General features: G+C 36.7%; 17 protein-coding genes. 2 read left to right on the forward strand and 15 right to left on the reverse strand.

All coding sequences use genetic code 11. The annotated features are described in order from the left end of the window. Positions 1 to 40: 40 nt before the first annotated feature. The 8 genes from NIZ91_17245 to NIZ91_17280 form a co-directional block, all read right to left on the reverse strand. On the reverse strand, positions 41 to 1,564 hold the full coding sequence (locus NIZ91_17245; GenBank protein USY54471.1) for a rhomboid family intramembrane serine protease: 1,524 nt from the start codon (positions 1,562 to 1,564) through the stop codon (positions 41 to 43). 129 nt (positions 1,565 to 1,693) lie between these two features. After that, positions 1,694 to 1,870, reverse strand: a complete 177-nt coding sequence (locus NIZ91_17250; protein USY54472.1) for a hypothetical protein — start codon at positions 1,868 to 1,870, stop codon at positions 1,694 to 1,696. 58 nt (positions 1,871 to 1,928) lie between these two features. Beyond that, complete coding sequence (locus NIZ91_17255; protein ID USY54473.1) at positions 1,929 to 2,720, reverse strand: DUF92 domain-containing protein; 792 nt, start codon at positions 2,718 to 2,720, stop codon at positions 1,929 to 1,931. Further along, positions 2,707 to 3,279 (reverse strand): 5-formyltetrahydrofolate cyclo-ligase, encoded by a 573-nt coding sequence (locus NIZ91_17260; GenBank protein USY54474.1) that lies wholly within the window; start codon positions 3,277 to 3,279, stop codon positions 2,707 to 2,709. Before NIZ91_17260 ends, NIZ91_17255 begins: the two co-directional genes overlap by 14 nt. Positions 3,280 to 3,339: 60 nt before the next feature. After that, positions 3,340 to 3,489, reverse strand: coding sequence for a 50S ribosomal protein L33 (rpmG, locus tag NIZ91_17265; GenBank protein USY54475.1), 150 nt, complete (start codon positions 3,487 to 3,489; stop codon positions 3,340 to 3,342). A gap of 186 nt (positions 3,490 to 3,675) precedes the next feature. After that, positions 3,676 to 4,782 carry an NDP-sugar synthase gene (locus tag NIZ91_17270; protein ID USY54476.1) on the reverse strand — a complete coding sequence of 369 codons (1,107 nt, stop codon included), beginning with the start codon at positions 4,780 to 4,782 and terminating at the stop codon, positions 3,676 to 3,678. Beyond that, positions 4,779 to 7,049, reverse strand: coding sequence for a glycosyltransferase (locus NIZ91_17275; GenBank protein USY54477.1), 2,271 nt, complete (start codon positions 7,047 to 7,049; stop codon positions 4,779 to 4,781). The genes NIZ91_17270 and NIZ91_17275 overlap by 4 nt, the downstream gene beginning before the upstream one ends. Further along, complete coding sequence (locus NIZ91_17280; protein USY54478.1) at positions 7,042 to 7,536, reverse strand: DUF4912 domain-containing protein; 495 nt, start codon at positions 7,534 to 7,536, stop codon at positions 7,042 to 7,044. Before NIZ91_17280 ends, NIZ91_17275 begins: the two co-directional genes overlap by 8 nt. A 128-nt stretch (positions 7,537 to 7,664) precedes the next feature. On the opposite strand from NIZ91_17280, the gene NIZ91_17285 reads away from it, so the two are divergent. Both NIZ91_17285 and NIZ91_17290 read left to right on the forward strand, forming a co-directional pair. Beyond that, entirely contained in the window at positions 7,665 to 7,970 is a 306-nt protein-coding gene (locus NIZ91_17285) for a hypothetical protein (protein USY54479.1), read from the forward strand. Beyond that, positions 7,963 to 8,391, forward strand: a complete 429-nt coding sequence (locus NIZ91_17290) for an endolytic transglycosylase MltG (protein USY54480.1) — start codon at positions 7,963 to 7,965, stop codon at positions 8,389 to 8,391. Before NIZ91_17285 ends, NIZ91_17290 begins: the two co-directional genes overlap by 8 nt. Before the next feature lie 37 nt (positions 8,392 to 8,428). Here NIZ91_17290 and phoU read toward each other — a convergent pair whose 3' ends face one another. The 7 genes from phoU to NIZ91_17325 all read right to left on the reverse strand — a co-directional run bounded on the left by phoU (position 8,429) and on the right by NIZ91_17325 (position 16,721). Further along, on the reverse strand, positions 8,429 to 9,088 hold the full coding sequence (gene phoU / locus NIZ91_17295) for a phosphate signaling complex protein PhoU (protein ID USY54481.1): 660 nt from the start codon (positions 9,086 to 9,088) through the stop codon (positions 8,429 to 8,431). A 30-nt stretch (positions 9,089 to 9,118) separates the two neighbouring features. Beyond that, on the reverse strand, positions 9,119 to 9,934 hold the full coding sequence (gene pstB / locus NIZ91_17300) for a phosphate ABC transporter ATP-binding protein PstB (protein USY54482.1): 816 nt from the start codon (positions 9,932 to 9,934) through the stop codon (positions 9,119 to 9,121). 42 nt (positions 9,935 to 9,976) lie between these two features. Next, positions 9,977 to 10,852 carry a phosphate ABC transporter permease PstA gene (gene pstA / locus NIZ91_17305; protein USY54483.1) on the reverse strand — a complete coding sequence of 292 codons (876 nt, stop codon included), beginning with the start codon at positions 10,850 to 10,852 and terminating at the stop codon, positions 9,977 to 9,979. A 2-nt stretch (positions 10,853 to 10,854) separates the two neighbouring features. Next, the gene (pstC, locus tag NIZ91_17310) at positions 10,855 to 11,811 is read right to left on the reverse strand and encodes a phosphate ABC transporter permease subunit PstC (protein USY54484.1); all 957 of its coding nucleotides are present in this window, start codon (positions 11,809 to 11,811) and stop codon (positions 10,855 to 10,857) included. Positions 11,812 to 11,882: 71 nt separating this feature from the next. Next, positions 11,883 to 12,833, reverse strand: coding sequence for a PstS family phosphate ABC transporter substrate-binding protein (locus NIZ91_17315; protein ID USY54485.1), 951 nt, complete (start codon positions 12,831 to 12,833; stop codon positions 11,883 to 11,885). Between the two features lie 270 nt (positions 12,834 to 13,103). Beyond that, complete coding sequence (locus NIZ91_17320; protein ID USY54486.1) at positions 13,104 to 15,284, reverse strand: penicillin-binding protein 2; 2,181 nt, start codon at positions 15,282 to 15,284, stop codon at positions 13,104 to 13,106. 156 nt (positions 15,285 to 15,440) lie between these two features. Next, entirely contained in the window at positions 15,441 to 16,721 is a 1,281-nt protein-coding gene (locus NIZ91_17325) for an MFS transporter (GenBank protein USY54487.1), read from the reverse strand. Positions 16,722 to 16,820 lie beyond the last annotated feature (99 nt).

The raw sequence follows: 16,820 nt of genomic DNA on the forward strand, positions 1-16,820 counted from the left end.
ACAATAGTAAAGCAGAAAATCTTAAGTTCTCTGTCTATTTTTATCCATTTAATTTCCTTTGTAAATTTTGATACTTTTTGTTAGCTGGTTCTATTGCTAAGGCTTTTTCTACGTTGTCTTTCGCTTCATCTATGTGATTTAACTCCGCATTCAATAAAGCTAAGTAGTAATAACCTTCGTGAAAATTAGAGTTAAACCTAACGGACTCTCTTAGATCTTGCTCTGCACGTTCATATTCTTTAAGCTGTGCGTAAGCATACCCTCTTAAGTAGTAAATCAATGCATTGTTTGTATCTCGTTCTACAAAGCTGTCTAAAGATTTAATCGCTACTTCATATTCTTTTTGTTCAATATACTCGTTTGCTAAGCTGAGAGCGTACGGCTCATCTGATGTTGTTGTTCGAACATAAAATCCATAATATAATAGGCCCATTACGAGCAATATAGTTGATACAAGTGCTGGTATCTGTACGTATAGCTTTGGTTTCTTCGGCAAACTAACAATACTTGCAGCTAAGAACCCACCGATGAGCCCACCAATATGTCCTGCGTTATCAATTCCTGGTACTACTAAGCCAAAGATAAGGTTAATGACGATTAGAGCTAATACATTGTATCCAATTGTCCGAAAGAAGACTCGTGGATTTGTACGTGCTAAAAAGAGCAGCGCACCAAAACAGCCAAATATTGCACCTGAAGCTCCTGCTGATAAACTTGAAGTCCACACAAAACTTCCTAAAACGCCAGCAAATCCTGCTAGTATATAAATAAATAAGAAGCGTGCGTTACCATACATTCTTTCTACCAATGTTCCTAAATAATAGAGGGCTAAGCTGTTCATTAATAGATGAAAAACACCAATATGTATAATGATTGGCATAAAAAACCGCCACCACTCTCCCTCTAAAATAAGAGGATTGTATTTAGCACCATACTCAATGAGAGTTAACGGATCTTCGCTGCTTCCTTTCCATTCTAAAAATAGAAACATTAAAATTTGAGCAGCAAGAAAGATGTATGTAAAGAAAGGTTTTCCATACTGAAATAATTTCTCTTCTTCTTTACGCTCTGCATCAATTTTACTTAATACTTCATAGCGTATTTGGTGTGCTTGGTGAAATAACTCTTCTTCAGAGTACCTTTCAACATTTGGTGCTGCTAAGTCTAAAAGTGAAAATAGCGATTCCATTTTATAAACTTGTTCGCCAATATACCTTTCTACTTTTACCTTCATTTTTTTTAACTGAAGATTTTTTTGCTCGTTGCCCTCGTATTGCAAAGGTTCAAAATCCATTACGTATATATTGTGAAAGGTCATTCTACGCTGAAACCGTTGCTTTCGCAGCCCTTCAGCGCGCTCTAACGCTAGCACTTGATCTTTTTGGAAATCGTTCTCCCAGCTAAAGGTTTTACGAGCCACTCGAAACGTTGTTTTTTCACCTCGTCTGTTATAATCAAACCACACTTCTGTTCCATCATGATTCGTATGTATAAGCGAATATTCTTTCTTATGTTGTACTCCATGAATAAAAGACCAATAATAATAATCTTGCATGGCCGACATTTCTTATGCCTCCCCTGTTTTTTTCTCTTTATTACCATCGCAAAAAAAACTTAAAAAATCAATCTTTTCTCCCCATAATAAAAGCACTTTATAAGCTAACTTATAAAGTGCTTTTATTATGCGTTGCATTTAGCGAAACACTTGATTCATTAAACGCTCACGCACATAAGGCATATTAAAAAATGAACGAACTGCTAAGCTACGTAAAAACGAATTACGAAAAAACACGTTAACTAAACGATATCTTATCTGGTATATAACATAACCGATTAAAAGTACACTAAGCCATCCTATAAAACGTTTCATTTCGCTAAACCTCCTTACGATTTAGCATGCACAGTTTCACTTCCTTTATCCTTTAGCTTTACATAAGATAAAAAAGCCATCCACCAAAAGTAGTCGCAAAAATAATTGATAATAAGTTAACAGCATCATTATTACAATACTTCCAGCCTTTTTCATAAGCAGTTGGAACCCCACAGTGCTGTTCTTTTTCAGTTTGCAAATGACAAACTGAACAGCGATACCTCAGTTGGATTGTCGCTCCTAAAAACGTATCAATAAGGTTTCCTAAAAATCCAAACATACTAATAAGTAAGCACTCTATAATTGATAGTTCGGGAAAAGCATAGAAAGCAGTAGCTGCAATAATGAAGGATCCACCGATACTCGCTGCTGTTCCAAGTATTGAAATGGCGCCCGACGTCCCTGGATCTACCTGTTTCAAAGTTAAGATAAAGACTGGTTTGGTTTTACTTAATACGCCGATTTCAGAAGCCCATGTATCGGCATTAGCCGCTGCTAAACTAATGGCAAACATCATTAAAAAGACGTGAGATTCAAAGTTAAAGAATAAAAGAGCACTCAGCGCCGCAACTCCACCATTTGCAGCTACTTGTACATAGTCACGCTGATTATGCTTAGCTACTTTTTCCTCCACTATTTTCTTTTTCACTTTTTTATACTGACTAAAGAACGTAGATGTGCCAAAAAACACTCCTAACAATAATAAACCTTTTAATTCAAAACCAATATAAATGCTGATGCCAACAGCAGCAGCCATAATGGCACCTGACCTTGATAAAACACGAAGTGCATATCCTATAAAGGACACAAAGCAAATGATTACATAAATAAGAAAACTATTTATGAGCACAATGTATAATCTCCTCATCTGTAATAATAGCGTCCACCGGGATATCATGGGATTCAACCGGTACACTTTGTACAATTTGTTCATTAAAAGCCAAGCTTACCTTCATTTGTTCGTAACCGATGAGAAAGCGATCATAATAGCCTCCTCCGTATCCAATTCGATAACCATTTGAACTAAATACAACACCCGGTACAAGAATGAGGTCAATCTCACTCTTTTTAATAACCTCTGTTTGTAATTCAATTGGTTCCTGCAAGTTAAAAAATACGACTTCTAGCTGAGAGAAAGACGTAATTTTCCGAAAAATCATTTCACTTTTTTCGGAGACGCATTTTGGAACAGCAATCGTTTTTCCTTGAGACCAAGCTATTTCAATTAGTCGTTTTGTATCTACTTCTTGTCCTCTAGAAATTGTTATTGCAATTACATCAGCCTCTTGCCACCAGGTAGTATCCAAGAGTTTTTTTGCAATTAACATTGATTTTGCATGGTATGTACCTGCTGTCGATAAATTCAATAACCGCTGCTTCATTTTACGTCGCATGTCCGCTTTGTTCATCTTTCCACTCCTTACACTGATATTTATATAAAAAAAACAGCAGGAATATTCTCCTACTGCTTACTTAGTTTCACGGTGAAGTGTTACTTTTTTAAGTCTTGGGCTATATTTTTTCAACTCAAGACGATCTGGGTTGTTACGTTTGTTTTTAGTTGTGATGTAGTTACGATCACCAGTTTCAGTACAAGCTAATGTAACGTTTACGCGCATCTATTTTCCCTCCAAACATTATAAACATAAATCAGACTTTACTATAATATCATTTTTCACTTCGGAATGCCAGTCTGTTTTTTTAACTAACATAGTTAATTTTTGATTATATTGTTTCTTTTCACCTTTAGCACAGATTAGCACGTACATTCGCTAACTAATAAATTCCTTCTGATGATGATTTTTCTAAAATTCTTTTTTTTGTTTTTGCGCTCTAAGTGAAAATTGATTCATAAACTTTGCGATACTAAAAAGAGGCTTAGCTTTTACATCAAACACACGCGCTACAGCTCCGCTTTCGGCTTTATCATTTAAAAGAACACTCTCTCTTTCAAGAATCATCCCATGTTCCAATGCAACATCGTATAAAAAGCAGTTCTTTTTTACAATAACATCATTCATCAACACACTTTTTCGAATTGTTGCGTTACTATTAATATGACTATTCTTCCCAATAACGGTCCATGGACCGATTGTGCATCCTGATCTAATTTGTACCTTTTCTCCAATATAAACTGGAGGAATTACCTTCACATCTTCTGCAATAACAGCGGTTTCTGAAATATGGTTCAAGCTGTTAGAACCGAATAGCTTTTCATATAAATCATAATGTGCTTGCCGATAATGATGTAGCTGTCCGATATCAATCCAATAGCTTGCCGTTGTATAATGATAGACTTTACGCTTTTCCTTTAGCAGTGCAGGAATAACATCAAAGCTAAAGTCAACTGCTCCTTCACATCTAATACTGTTTAAAACTGACTTATGAATTACATAAATACCAGTATTGATTAAGTTGCCAGTTGCTTCGTACTGTTTTGGCTTTTCAATAAAACGCGTGACCTCATTTTTGTCATTTGCAGATACCAGTCCGTAATGTGTAACGTCTGGTACAAGCTTTGTTACAATTGTCATTTCACTTTGATGCTGTCGATGAAACGCAATAACGTTAGCTAGATTTAAATCCGTTACAGCATCTCCACTAATGATGATACATTCTTCTTCAATAAACCAGTCTGCTTTTTTGACCCCTCCAGCTGTTCCAAGAGGCATATCTTCAATAAAATAGGTAATTGAGACATCCCACTTCTTTCCGTCCCCAAAGTAATTCATAATTTGCTCAGGTAAATATTGCAGCGTAATGCCAATTTCATTAATTCCATACTTTTTTAAGAGTTCAACTATATATTCAATAACAGGATATTCATAGAGTGGAAGCATTGGTTTTGGAACGTCGTTTGTTAGTGGCTGTAAACGCGTCCCTCTACCACCGGCAAGTATAATGGCTTTCAACGCTTTTCCTTCCTCCTTTTACTCTGTTTGATTTGATTTTGAAATAACACGCTTGTATCCCGTGCAATTTGTTCCCAACTAAACATTGTAGTTGCTTCAATATATCCTTTTTCGCTAATTTCTTGAACCAGCTGTGAGTCTGTTATCACAGTAAAAATGCAGTGGATTAACTCTTCGACAACTCCAGGCTTAAACGTAAGTCCGGTTATCCTATGATTAACGATATCTTTTAAACCGCCTGTTTCAGAGACAATTGTAGGTTTTTTCGCTACCATTCCTTCTAATGCCACAATCCCAAATGGTTCATACAGACTTGGGAATATTACTCCGGTGCTTAAGTGTAGCAGACAGTTTCGTTCTTCATCCGTAATATACCCAATAAATTTAATATACTGATTTAGCTTTCGATCTTTAATTTGCTGTTGAAACTCATGTAAAAGTGGACCCTTACCAGCAATGATGAATTGAATATCAATATTTACCTTCTTAAAATATTCTGCAGCTTGAATTAAAAGCTGAAAGCCTTTTTCATAAACAATACGACCAATTGAAAAAAAGATGGGTGTATTTTGCAGCTTAAACTTTCCTTTGACCGCTACTTCTTTTGAACGATTAACAACACTAGCAACCATATGCTGATCAATGCCGTTTGGAAAAATTGAAATGCGCTCTTCTTCTATATTAAACAATTCCATTATTTCTTTTTTCATATAGCTACTGCATACGATAATAGCTGTGGATTCATGCACAAGTTCTTCTTCACGCTGATGAATCTTTTGCTGCATGTCATTATGAATGCCATTATTTCGTCCATGCTCTGTTGCATGTATAGTTGTAATAAGCGGTTTTTTCACGTGGGTAGCAATACTTTGTGCTGCTGTTCCAACCAGCCAATCATGAGCATGAATTACTTGGAATGGCCTAGCAGTTGCTAAACGAATACCTTCTAGTGCCATTGCTACATTTAAACTATTTACCCATGTAAGAAAATCAGCATGATGAGGTTGTAAACTTTTCACCCGGTAAACATGAACACCATACATACATTCATACAAGGGTAACCCTTCTACAAATGTTGTAATAACAACCACATAATGGCCAGATTTCGCTAAAGCACGGGATAAATCAAATACGTGTCGAGCCAATCCGCCAATAACAAGCGGGGGATATTCCCATGCCAGCATTAAAATCGACATATTTCCCGGTAAATATAAAGAAATCTCTTTATCCGTTTCTTGATAAACAATCCCGCATTCTTTTAAAACAGAAGGAAGCCATTGTAAGTAGTCATTCTTCATTACTTTTTGTTCTTCAGCCTGGCATAGCTGGTTGAATAAGTTTAACTGCTTGCTATAGTCATATTTGGCATGAATTAACCAATCACTGCACGCCAAGATAATCCAGGTACGCTCTAATTCTTTTTTTCTCTCAAATGTATGCAGCTTAGGATAGACTTTACTTAACTTTGCTTCCGTCTGTTGCATTGTCTTATAAAACCAGCTGTTTTCCTCTGTGATGGGATAATTATATTTAGATGACTCATACTTAGGCGAAATCTTCACTGGTTTCTGTTGATTTTTTATATCTTTCACACATTGATATAGTAGCTTTCCATCTTTTAAAAATTTCATGGCTTTTGCACTTGTTGAAATGATCGGTGTTAACTCAGCATGCTTAAGAAGGCATATACCGCTTGGTGTACTATATAGATTGACTCCGTCTCCGTAATCGTACTGTACATCAATAAAACTATATTCAATGTTATGCGCTTTCAATAACTTATCAATTTCATACGTATAATCTCCACTTGGCAAGTAAAACCCCTTAGGGCTCTCCCCAAGGTATTTACTAAATAGCTCAATCGCAAGGCTAATCTGTAAATGGTAGCCGTTAGGTGTTTTTAATAAAGATGGATGCCGCGTGGTCATAGGTGTTGCTATACACTCTATAATTTGTTCGCGCTGATAATAGTTTAACGCGTCAAGCAGCCTTCCGTCCCATTGTTTCAGGGTATTAATAAATTGCCCTTGACGTTGTATAAAATCATTGAATCGTTGATTAAAGTCACTATGATCTAAAATTCCTAAAATAAAAGAAGAAACAATAATTGAAGCACCTTTTAACCTATTATTTTGAATGTCATGTACAAGCGGGAGATAATTTTTAAACAAATGCTCAAATAGTACGTTTTCATTCGCTTTATCCCAACAAATCATGTCGTATACAGGGTCTTCCATATTAATAATTAAGCACGTACAGTCATTCATCACTTTTATTCACCTTGTCCCACTCATTTGTATAATAAGAATACGTACTAAAGCAGTCATCATGAAAATAATCGGTTTGTGGTGCCTTTTCACTCCAGGACCACGTTATTTGTTCCAACTGTTCGGTTTCTATATCTGACCTCAGCTGAACTCGGCTCGAACGTATCAGCGCAAAGAAGTGATGTTCGTATACACCCACATCTACAACATATGTACAGTTAGTATCCATATCTCTCAAGAATGCTTCTGTCTGATGACTACAAATCTCTAAAAGCGTATGCCGCTTCGATTGATGTCCATCAAATGCAACGCTAAGACCGGTTACGTCATAAATACATAAAGCAAATGACAGATCATTCCATTTCTTTTGATACATCTTTTCTACCATTTCCTGAACAGCGTCAGAAAAAGACCAGTGTACATATAAGGCCGAAGCGTTTACTCGATTTATAACGCATACATCCAATTCATTTACTTCTGTCTTCAAAGCCTCACCACTTTACTTAAGATATACTTATTGTCATATTACCACTAAGAAAAAACTGTAACAATAAACACAATTTGTCGATTTATGGTATCATGGATTGATTTTATCTTTTATAAGAGGTGAACCACATGTTATATGCTTTTATTACACTAACTATAATTTCCTTATTTTTACTTTTATTTTCTTTTTTAAAGGAAACAAAGGTACATTCGCTAGAAAAACAGCTAGAGCACCTTTCATTAACTGTGCTACAAGACCAATATCAAACCACTAAGCGTTTAGATTCATTAGAAGAAGCCTTATTCTCTGACGAAGATGATGATAACGCGATTCGCTCGGCCAACGCTAAGCTTTTATCTCCAAATCAGCAACCACTTCATAAAGAAGATATAAAACGACTGCTTAGCATGCAAGGGACACATCACTATGAATAGTTTAACAATACGAGGATTTGCTATCGGGATATTAACAGCCACTTCAATTCTAGCTGTCGTTTATGTGATTCAAGAGAACAATGCTGCTTCTTTAAAAATTAGCGTTGCTGACCTACGTGCTTACGCAAAAGACCATGAGTATATATTAATTAAGGAAAAAGAATACAAGGATTCATTGAAGCCTGGCTTTGAGAAGCAAGAGAATATACCTAAAACAAACGAAGTCTCAATCTCTATAACAGCAGGGATGTCTAGTTTAGATATTGCAAATACATTAGTAAACAATCATGTTATTAATTCGACAGATGAATTTGAAGACCTCGTTGCTCAAAAGAACGCAAGCACAAAATTTCAAGTTGGTACATATACGCTTACATCGAATATGAGCTTAGAGCAAATTGTTAACACTTTAACAAAATAAAAAGCACACAGCAAATGCTGTGTGCTTTTTATTTTTATTATTCATTTAAGTCGTATCGTTTTCCTTTCACTAGGTAAAATACGCTTTCTGCTACGTTTGTGGTATGGTCTGCCATTCTTTCTAAGTAGCGAGCAATAAATAACAGCTGCGTAATTTGATTCATAGCTTCCTGCTTTTCTTTAGCAAGGCTAAGCAGCTCTTTAATAGTAATGCCATAAAGCTCATCTACTTCATCATCCATTTCAGCAACTTTTTTAGCAAGAGTTAGGTTCTCTTCATGATATGCCTTCAAGGACAAGCTAAGCATTTCAATTGAAATAGAATGCATCTTTTTCACATGCTCTAGAGGCTTAATTAAGTCTTCTTTGCCAATCCGAATTGCTGATTTAGCGATATTCACTGCAAAGTCTGCCATTCGCTCAACGTCAGATGCAATCTTAATAGCTACAATAACTCTTCTTAAATCCGTAGCAACTGGCTGCTGTTTTGCAAGCAGCAGAATAGCTAAGTCATTAATTTCTTCTTCAAGTTGATCAATCTCCGTATCCCCATCAATAATTTCAAGCGCTAAATCGACATTTTGCGTTTGTAAAGCTTCAATAGCCTTTATTAATGCCTCTTCTGTCAATCGACCAATCTCTAAAAGTTTTTCACGTAAAATTTTTAAATCAGCATGAAACTTTTCGCGTACAACCATGTAGTCCCTCTCCCCTTAATTAATCAATTATTAGCCAAAACGTCCTGTAATATAGTCTTCTGTTCGTTTATCAGATGGGTTTGAGAAAATTCGATCTGTCTCTGCAAACTCAACAACTTCTCCATTTAAGAAAAACGCCGTTTTATCTGAAATACGTGCAGCCTGCTGCATATTGTGCGTTACGATAATGATACTGAACTCTTTCTTCAATTCTTGAACAAGCTCTTCGACTTTTAATGTTGAAATTGGATCCAGAGCAGACGTTGGCTCATCCATTAAAATTACATCTGGTTCAATTGCTAAACATCTCGCAATACATAAACGTTGCTGTTGACCACCTGATAAACCATAAGCATTTTGATTTAAACGGTCCTTTACTTCGTCCCAGATTGCTGCACCACGTAAACTTTTTTCCACGATCTCATCTAAGATTTTTTTATTTCGAATACCGTGAATACGAGGTCCATAAGCTATATTATCGTAAATTGATTTCGGGAATGGGTTGGGCTTTTGAAAAACCATTCCTACTTGGGTACGCAGCTCTTCTACTCGATACGACTTATTAAAAATGTTTTGTCCGCGGTATTCAATTTCACCGGATGTTTTCACAATTGGACTCATTTCAACCATTCGGTTTAACGTTTTAATATACGTAGACTTTCCACACCCTGATGGACCAATAATGGCTGTTACTTCGTTTTCATAAATATCTAAATCAATATTTTTTAATGCTTGATTTTCTCCGTACCATAAATTTAAACCTTTTGTTTTGTAAACAACTTCTTTTTGTTTTTTAATGGGATTTATATCTTTCTCTGTCATTTTTTGATCAATTGTGATTGTCATGGAAAGCTCCTCCTTCATCCTACTATCATCATTCAATTAAGCTCAATAACGCTTTTGAAATTTGTTACGAATAAATACAGCAATAGAGTTCATTACAATTAAGAACACTAATAGCACGATAATTCCTGCTGCTGCTACACTTTGGAAGTCTGCTTGTGGTCGACTCGTCCAGTTATAAATTTGCATTGGTAAAGCAGTTGCTGTATCTAATACACCCGCTGGTAAGAAGGCAATGAATGTAGGTAAGCCAACTACTACAAGCGGCGCTGTTTCACCTACGGCTCTTGATAGAGCTAGGATGCTTCCCGTTAAAATACCAGGGACTGCTGCTGGGAGTACCACACGGTAAATCGTTTGCCACTTAGTTGCTCCCATTCCAAATGAAGCTTCACGTAGATGGGTTGGTACTGACCTTATGGCTTCTTGTGCCGCTACTACAATAACCGGTAAAATTAACAAACTCATTGTTAATCCAGCTGCTAGAATACTTCTCCCTAAGGATAACTCACGAACAAAAATCGTTAATCCTAACAATCCAAAGACAATTGAAGGTACACCGGCTAAGTTAGAAATATTTAATTTAATAAAATCGTTAAATTTATTTTTCTTTGCGTATTCTTCCAAATAAAGAGCTGTTCCTACTCCTAAAATTAATGATACTGGTGCAATGACAGCCATCAGCCATAAGGAGCCAACTAGTGCTGCCTTAATTCCAGCATCTTCTGGTCTTCTTGATGCAAAGTTTTGTAGAAACCCCGCATCGAGCCAGCCTAATCCTTGAGTCAATACCCGATATAAAAGTATACCTAGAACTGCTAATCCAAAAATCGTTGCACAGAAAAAGATGAATCTTAAAATACTATTTTTTAATAACCGCCCATGCATACGTTGTTGTACTTGCTCGCGATCCACGTACATAATTAGTACTCCTCTCTAAAGCGCTTTGTAATAAACTGAGCTAGTAGGTTCATAATGAGTGTAAAGACGAATAACGTCATTCCCACAGCATAGATACTGTAATAAACAGTCGTCCCGTATCCTGCATCTCCCGTTGCTACTTGCACGATATATGCAGTCATCGTTTGAATTGAACCCGTTACGTCTAGTGCCATTGTCGGTGTAGCTCCACCAGCTACTGTAACAATCATCGTTTCACCGATCGCACGCGAGATGCCGAGTACAAACGATGCGATAATTCCTGACAAAGCTGCTGGCAGCACTACTTTTAATGCCACCTCTAAACGTGTCGCCCCTAAAGCTAAAGCTCCTTCTCTCATTGATTGAGGTACAGAACTCATTGCATCTTCTGATAAAGAAGCAATCATAGGAATAATCATGACACCAACTACAATACCTGGACTTAAAGCATTAAATAATCCTAAATCTGGAATAACACCTCTTAAAAGCGGCGTAACAAATGTTAATGCGAAGAAGCCATATACAATTGTTGGGATACCCGCTAATACTTCTAAAATCGGCTTAATAATACGTCTTGTTCGATCCGACGCGTACTCACTCAAAAAAATAGCTGCTGCTAACCCGATTGGAATCGCAACAATCATTGCAATTACCGTAATCAGTAGCGTTCCCGTAACAAGTGGTAAAATCCCAAAGTTACCTGCTTTTTCAATAAACGGAAGCCATTTTTGCCCCGTAACAAACTCAACAAAAGATACTCTTTCAAAGAACATAATTGTTTCAAAAATTAATGTAAACAAAATCCCCACGGTTGTTAATGCTGATACAGCAGCCGTACAGAAAAGCAAAATGGGCATCACTTTCTCTATAATCATTGATGCGCCTTTTTTTGATTTATTTTGCTTGATTAATTCTCTAACGGAACCCTTCTTAGTATTGCTATTATTCGCTAAAGCCAATGTAGTAAACTCCCTTCCATCGCATGGAAAGATGAGAAGCAAGCGTTGCTCTGCTCCTCATCTTCATTTGTCTATTTCTTTAAACCTTCAAGCGTTTTTAACTGCTCGTCGTATTCCTCATCTTTTAAGCTCACATAACCTACTTCTTCAGCAAGCTCTCCTGCATTTTCAAGCGTAAACTTAACGTAGTCATATACTTGCTCTTTATCTTTTAATGCTCCAACACTTGCATACGTATATAGTGGACGAGATAATGGTGCATATTCACCGCTCATTACCGTTTCTTTTGTTGGTTCTACTGGGCCGTTTCCACCATCAATTGGTACAACTTTTAACTTATCTTTGTTCTCTGAGTAATACGCATAACCAAAGTAACCAATTGCGTTTTTATCACCCGTTACACCGTTTACTAATACGTTGTCATCCTCTGATAATGTTGCAGACTCTGTAATCTCTTTTCCATCTAAAATTACTTCATCAAAGTAATCAAATGTCCCAGAGTCATGTCCTGGAGAATAGAATTTAATTTCTTCATCTGGCCAACCTTCACGAATATCAGACCATTTTTTTGCTTTTCCATCGTTAACCCACATTTTTTCTAGTTCTTCAACTGTTAAATGATCAACCCAATCATTTTCTTTATTAACAACAACTGATAGTCCGTCGTAAGCTAGTTCAAACTCTTGAAAGTCTACTCCGCCCTCTTCAGCTGCTTTCTTTTCTTCATCTTTAATTGGACGAGATGCATTACTTAAATCCGTTTCACCTTTTGTGAATTTTTCAAATCCACCGCCCGTACCAGACAAACCAACGGATACTTGAACTCCAGGTTGAGTTGCCATATATTCTTCGCCAACTGCCTCCATAATTGGATACACAGTAGATGAACCATCAATTGCCACGTTTCCTTTTAACTGTTCACCTGACCCACCAGCGCCACTTCCTTGGCCACCGCCACATGCTGCTAGTGCAACTGTTGATCCAATTACTGCTGACATTGCTAGAAATTTAAAGCTTTTCATTCTCAAATTCCTCCTACGACATTTCGTTGTTTTGTCCTACAAGCTATACATTAAAGCCCAACTATTAATTCCGTTTTAAGCAAATGTAAAGCTTTTGTAAATCAAGGTCCTTTTACTTAAACTATTGGAAAAACAACAGTCCTTTTTCTTATTTTTGGATTTCATATTACTATTTAACTGATCTTTACTCCTTAATTTAGAGATATTATTTCCTTAAGAAAACAAGAGCATGCAAAAAAGACGCTGAGTTCCTCAGCGCCTTTTCCTTTTCTATTCTTCTGTATTTGTAGCTTCTGCATCAATTACTTGTTGCTGTTGTTCTTGTTCATCTACTTCTTTTTCACCTTTTTGCTTTAAATCAAAATATAAATCCATTGATTCTCGAGCTAGTTCTTTTGTAATATTGTTCGGGCTACTTGGTGTGAACGCAGACGGAACAACAACCGCCATTGCTACTTCTGGATTGTCAGCCGGAGCGTAAGCGATAAATGTTGAATTATTAATTGCAATTGGGTCGCCACCATTTGGGTTTTTCTCATAAGCCTGCGCCGTACCAGATTTACCTGCTGGATTATAAGAAGCACTTGCAAATGCTGCATATCCACTTCCACCTTGCTCTTGCGTAACACGTTTCATTCCGCTTTGTACAGCTTCAATATATTCCTGCTTCATAGTAATTCGGTTTAATACTTGTGTTTCAAACGAGTATTCAACACCACCAATTTCTTCTTCTTTAATTGTTGGCTTTCGAATCTCTTTTACAATCTGGGGCTTAATACGATAGCCACCGTTCGCAATTGTAGAGGCATACTGTACAACTTGAAGAGGCGTATACGTATCATATTGACCAATAGCTAAGTCAAGAGCTGTACCTGGGATGCTGCTTCCGCCTTGGAAACCTGTTGCTTCATTGTCAAGCTCAATCCCAGTAGACACGCCAAGACCGAATTGACTATAGTACGAGCGAAGCTGCGCAAAGGTATCCGCTTTAATAGGTAAAGAACCATTATACTTATACTGAACATCAGCCATTGCCATAACCGTTTTAAACATAAATACGTTTGACGATTGCTTTAACGCGGTAGAGTAATTAATAGGTCCCATATTTTTAAAGGACTTCTTTTCTTTTGTTCCTGCAAACTTAATTGGCTCATCGACAAAAACCGTGTCTGTTGTGATGGCACCAGAATCAAACCCTGCTAGTACGGTAGCACCCTTTACTACTGAACCCATTGTATATGAAGTCGATAAATTCCCCAAGGCAAAATCTTCAATTTTAGCAGCACCTGTTTTAGAATCAGTTGTATATCTTTTCCCTGCCATTGTCAAAATCTCACCTGTATTTGGATCCATCATAATAACAAATGCTCGGTCTAAAAACCTTGTACCAGACATTTGTTTCTTCTCAATTAGTTGCTTTGTAATTGCTTCTTCTACTGCTTGTTGAAGCTCCATATCAATAGTTAATACTAAATCACTTCCGCGCTGCCCTTCAGTTAACTGTAAGGTATCGACAAGATTTCCGCTTCGATCCGTTACGTATTGAACCTGCTCTTTTTGACCTTTAAGCTGTGATTCGTATTCTTTTTCAAGATAGCTCGTACCAACTTGATCATTACGGCTGTATCCTCTGGACAAGTAGTAGTCTACTTTGTCTCTTGGAAGACCTTCATTGGCCGATGATACATTCCCCAGCAGTGTACGAAGCGTACCACCTTGTGGATAATAACGTTCCCAGTAAGTAGTTGTATCAACACCTGGAAGTTGCGATAAATTTTCACTAACAATAGCAAATTCAGCAGGAGTTACATTTTTCTTAATAATTTGAGGAGTTTGAGCATAACCTGCTTCCATTTGTCTTTTAATTGCCAAAACTTCTAAGTCGCCCGCTAATGTTTGTAAATCTCCCTCTGTAATACGACTTAACTGCCTGTTATAAAGCTCTTCATCCGTCATTTCTCCCGCTTCTACTTTGCTTCGATCACTATCACTGATTTTCTTTTCAGCTTCTTTTGGATTAAGCATAATCCAATAGTCTTTTAGATCACGCTCTGTGATTTTCACAACATCTTCGGAATCTTTATCTACGTTTTTTTCCGGTACATCAATTGCATTCGTTGAGTACGGAACATCGATTAGCTTTGCTAGTTGTCGAGCAATTTTTAACCGTTCCTCCGCAGTATTTCCTTGGAAGCGTGTATATGTAATCGCATTTAATGGTGTATTGTCGACGATTACACGATTATAACGATCATACATTCTACCTCGTGGAACAGGAGTGTTAACGGTTACGTCCTCCGTACGTTCAACTTCACGTTGGTAACTTTCTCCATGTACAATTTGTACTAAACCTAAACGTAATATCAGTACCGAAAACAGTGCAAAGATGCCTAGAAATAAAATGTTCATTCGAAACGAGACATGACTTTTACGTTTATTTTTCTTTTTCATTTCTTCACCTACAATTTATCAGCATATATACAATCTCATCATAATTTTTTTAATTTGGCAAATAAATAGACACCCTAAAGGTGTCTATTTATGCTGTGTCTATTGTAAAAGAATTTTGTGTTGATTTCTATAGTACAAAGTAATTATCTATCCCCATTATGCTGGAGATTCACCGTCTCCTTCATTTAAAGCTGGCTGCGTAACCGGCTTAGGTGTATGCTTATTTGTAGGTTGAGAAATGTTGCGAACACAGAAGTAAATACAAGAGTGTCCTGCGCCAATAATGGCTAATAGTATGGGTAAACTTTGCTGTTCATTAAAAAAAACGACAGCGATGAGAAAAGAGCCAATTGAAATGATGCGTCCAATATTTAAAAAGACATCTCGAACCACAATATATTCAATACGTTTAGAAACAATATCTTTGGCTCGACCAATAACATCATATGTTAAGGACATATACGGTACCAGCAAAATAGGGTAGCCAATTGCAATACAAATTGCATATAAAATAAGGTTTGTGTACGATAAATTGAATAGCAGTAAAAAAACTGAACCGTATAGAAGAATTCCACCTGCTAAAATGAACTTTAAGCGATCTTTTTGTTTAATAAACCTAGAGGCAACATAATATGCAACAAAGGCTACAGCTGAGTTAACCAGACCAAACGTACCAAGTGCAAGTTCGCTATCAGTTGTAATAAAGACCAATACTGACACTACAAAAATAAACGTACCTTCTCTAATTCCTTGAAATACGTGTGCATATAAAATTCTGCGCCAGTCTCGATTATATTTTCTTTCCCTCAATACTTCTCTAAATTTATATACGCCCTCAGCTGGACGCCTTTGTAAAAAGAAGCTAAGGACAACCGCACTAACAAACATTAAAAGTGACACTCCAAAGACTACGCGATAACCGATGTATTCGTAAAGGCTAGCGATAATAAAACCTGCGCCTAGAGGGCCAATCATTCCGGCAAATGAATTCAATACTCCGAGAAATCCGTTAAAAAAATCCCGTGTATCAGGTTCTGTAATTTCAAATGTTAATACGTTAAATGCTAACCAATAGAATCCATATCCTATTCCTAAAAGCGCACCGAGAAGAATTAAAAACTCATCAGCTCGGTCACCTACCATTAATACAACAATATAGAAAATAGACAGAAACGACACACCTAATCGAAGCACAACCACCCGATCGATTTTTTTAGCCCACCTTCCAGCTAAAATAAAGGTCAGTGGTTGAAAAATAACAATGACTAAGTTATAGATCGCTAAAGCAGAAAATTCTCCTGTTTGCTTCCATAAATACACATTTACAAACGAATTCGAAATTGAAATAGCTAAAGCATATAGCCCTCCAATAATAAGTAATAACAATAAATCTTTATTAACTTCTACATCTCCAACAACTTTCTTTAATAAAGGCATATAAAAAACTCCTTTTCTCTTCTACCCCTAGTGTGTGAAAAAGAAAAAGAGATATGTAAAAGAATTGGAAAACAAAAAAACCAGTAAAGGCAATAATTG

This window comes from Bacillus sp. 1780r2a1, from assembly GCA_024134725.1.
GTDB lineage: Bacteria > Bacillota > Bacilli > Bacillales > Bacillaceae_H > Priestia > Priestia aryabhattai_A.